Raw genomic sequence first — 2,622 nt, forward strand, 5'->3', positions numbered from 1 at the left:
GCGCCCTTGGTGGGGCGCGCCTCCCGTCGTACGTCCGCCGTGTCAGCCGCGCATCCTGCGGCGGTGCGGGCGGCCCCAGAGACTGAAATAGAGGGCGTCGCCGATGCCGACGACGATGAGCGCGGCGATGAGCTGGAGTACGTGCCGGCCCCAGTCGACGCCCGGGGTGTTGCGGATGCCGAGGGTGCCGGCCAGCGAGTTGCCCACGACGGCGCCGATCATGCCGAAGATGGTGGTCAGCCAGATCGGGCTGTGCTGTTTGCCGGGCAGGATCGCTTTCGCGATGAGGCCGAGAACGAATCCCACGATGATCGCCCACAACCAGCCCATGGCTGCCTCCTCGTACGGGTCGACATGAGCAGTTCCCCCAGTGTCGGGGGGCGGGCGGGGAGGCGCATGTCGGGGCGTCGCCGGGCGGGTGCCCCGGCCTCGTCGGGGCGTGCCCCGCGGCGTACCGTGGATTGCAGGTCGTGGTGGTCGCCGGCCGGACAGTCACGGGGTGGAGATGGTCAACGTGTTGCGGAAGCGGAACGGCGACGGGGTCTTCCGGATCACCGGGGCGCGGCAGAGCCTGGCGGACGATGTCCGGGGCCGGCAGCGGCGGTATGTGATCTCGATGCTGGTGCGCACGGTGGCGGTACTGCTGACCGTGCTGCTGTGGAACGTGGAACGCCCGGTGGCGATCGTGGCGCTGGTGCTGGGTTTCGCGCTGCCGTATGTGGCGGTGGTCATCGCCAACGCGGGCCGGGAGAACGCGACTTCACTGCCGTCGACGTTTGTGGCCGGTCCGACCCAGCCGGTGCTGACGCCGTCCCGGGAGAGCACGGGGAGCCATCCCGCGACCGGTGACGCGCCCCGCACGGACGGTGAGCCGCAAGAGGAGCGGCGCGATCCGGCGGCCTGACCTCGCAAGCCGTACCAAGCTCAAGAAAAGCTCAAATCAATCCTGTTGTTGAGGTGCCGGGCAAAGGGGGGTGCGTGACATACTTCCCAAGCGCTCCGCATCCCCCGTCGGAGCGACGGACCGACGCCGGGCAGCTCCCCCCGTGGCTGCTCGGCGTCGCCGTCGTCCGGGTCCTTCGCCGGGGCGCGGCCGGGCCGGGCGGGCCGCGGTGGTGAGATGTACGGGTGAGTGACGAGACACCGATCTGTTCCGCCAAGGGCTGCCGTACGGCCGCCGTCTGGGTCCTGGCCTGGAACAACCCGAAGATCCACACCCCGGAGCGCCGCAAGACCTGGCTGGCGTGCGCCGAACACCGCGAACCGCTGTCGCAGTTCCTCGGCGTACGGGGCTTCCTCAAGGACGTGGTCCCGTTCGACACCTGGCGCGCGGCGGAGGACACCGGGGAGCCCGGCGAGAGCCCCGACGGCTGAGCGTTCGCCCCTGGCTCTAGGCCGTGTCCGGAAAGTCCCCCCCTGCCCTCCGGGCGACGGCGGGACTTTCCGGACACGACCTAGCCGCCGATCGCGGACATCGGGCGGTCCGGCTGGAGGAAGGTCGGGTCGTCCAGGCCGGAGCCGGCCTTCTTGCCCCACATGGCCTGCCGCCAGATCCGGGCGATCTCCTCGTCGCCCTGCTCGCCCGCCGTGTCGGGGGCGCGTAGGGCGGCTCGCAGATCGGTCTCCTCGGTGGCGAAGAGGCAGGTGCGGATCTGGCCGTCGGCGGTGAGCCGGGTGCGGTCGCAGGCGGCGCAGAACGGGCGGGTCACCGAGGCGATGACGCCGACACGGTGCGGGCCGCCGTCGACCAGCCAGCGTTCCGCGGGGGCGGAGCCGCGGGCCTCGTCGGGCTCGGGGGTCAGCTCGAAGCGGGTGCGCAGCGAGGCCAGGATGTCCCCGGCGGTGATCATGCCGTCGCGGTGCCAGCCGTGCTGGGCGTCGAGCGGCATCTGCTCGATGAAACGCAGCTCGTAGTCGTGGGCCACGGCCCAGGCCAGCAGGTCGGGTGCCTCGTCGTCGTTGAGGCCCGGCATCAGGACCGAGTTGACCTTGACGGGGGTGAGTCCGGCCTCGGCGGCGGCGCTCAGGCCGGCCAGTACGTCGTGGTGGCGGCCGCGCCGGGTGAGGGTCTTGAAGACGTCGGGGCGCAGGGTGTCGAGGGAGACGTTGACCCGGTCGAGGCCGGCGTCCTTGAGGGCGGTCGCGGTTCGGGCGAGGCCGATGCCGTTGGTGGTGAGGGAGATCTGGGGGCGCGGTTCGAGTGCGGCGACGCGCCGCACGATGCCGGTGAGGCCGGGTCGCAGCAGGGGTTCGCCGCCGGTGAAGCGGACCTCGGTGACGCCGAGGCGGGTCACCGCGATCCGGACCAGGCGGACGATCTCCTCATCGGTGAGGAGGTCCGGTCTGGCCAGCCACTGGAGGCCTTCCTCCGGCATGCAGTACGTACAGCGCAGATTGCACCGGTCGGTCAGTGACACCCTGAGGTCGGTGGCCACCCGGCCGAACGTGTCGATGAGCACCCGGGCCCCCTCCCCTTCTCTCTCGTTGTCCGGCGTGACATTTCGCCACCGAGCCTACGTGAGCGCGCGGCGATGGGCAGGGGCCGGAAGGAACGAGACGGTCCGGTCGCGCCTCGTAGAGGGGTCAAGAAAGACACCACGGCCGCCGCGGGAGACCAGACAG

The 2,622-nt window shown here is 71.3% G+C and carries 4 protein-coding genes; 2 read left to right on the top strand and 2 right to left on the bottom strand.

The annotated features are described in order from the left end of the window. Positions 1-42 precede the first annotated feature (42 nt). Positions 43-330 carry a GlsB/YeaQ/YmgE family stress response membrane protein gene (locus tag ACFVST_RS24290; protein WP_390155641.1) on the bottom strand — a complete coding sequence of 96 codons (288 nt, stop codon included), beginning with the start codon at positions 328-330 and terminating at the stop codon, positions 43-45. A gap of 175 nt (positions 331-505) precedes the next feature. Here ACFVST_RS24290 and ACFVST_RS24295 point away from each other — a divergent pair, with 175 nt between their 5' ends. Further along, the gene (locus ACFVST_RS24295) at positions 506-904 is read left to right on the top strand and encodes a DUF3099 domain-containing protein (protein WP_390155706.1); all 399 of its coding nucleotides are present in this window, start codon (positions 506-508) and stop codon (positions 902-904) included. 224 nt (positions 905-1,128) lie between these two features. After that, positions 1,129-1,374 (top strand): hypothetical protein, encoded by a 246-nt coding sequence (locus tag ACFVST_RS24300; RefSeq protein ID WP_390155642.1) that lies wholly within the window; start codon positions 1,129-1,131, stop codon positions 1,372-1,374. Positions 1,375-1,454: 80 nt separating this feature from the next. On the opposite strand, the gene moaA is transcribed toward ACFVST_RS24300, so the two are convergent. Then, positions 1,455-2,459 (bottom strand): GTP 3',8-cyclase MoaA, encoded by a 1,005-nt coding sequence (moaA, locus tag ACFVST_RS24305; RefSeq protein ID WP_390155644.1) that lies wholly within the window; start codon positions 2,457-2,459, stop codon positions 1,455-1,457. Positions 2,460-2,622: the final 163 nt, after the last annotated feature.

Source organism: Streptomyces sp. NPDC058045 (assembly GCF_042885635.1).
In the GTDB taxonomy this organism is placed as follows: domain Bacteria; phylum Actinomycetota; class Actinomycetes; order Streptomycetales; family Streptomycetaceae; genus Streptomyces.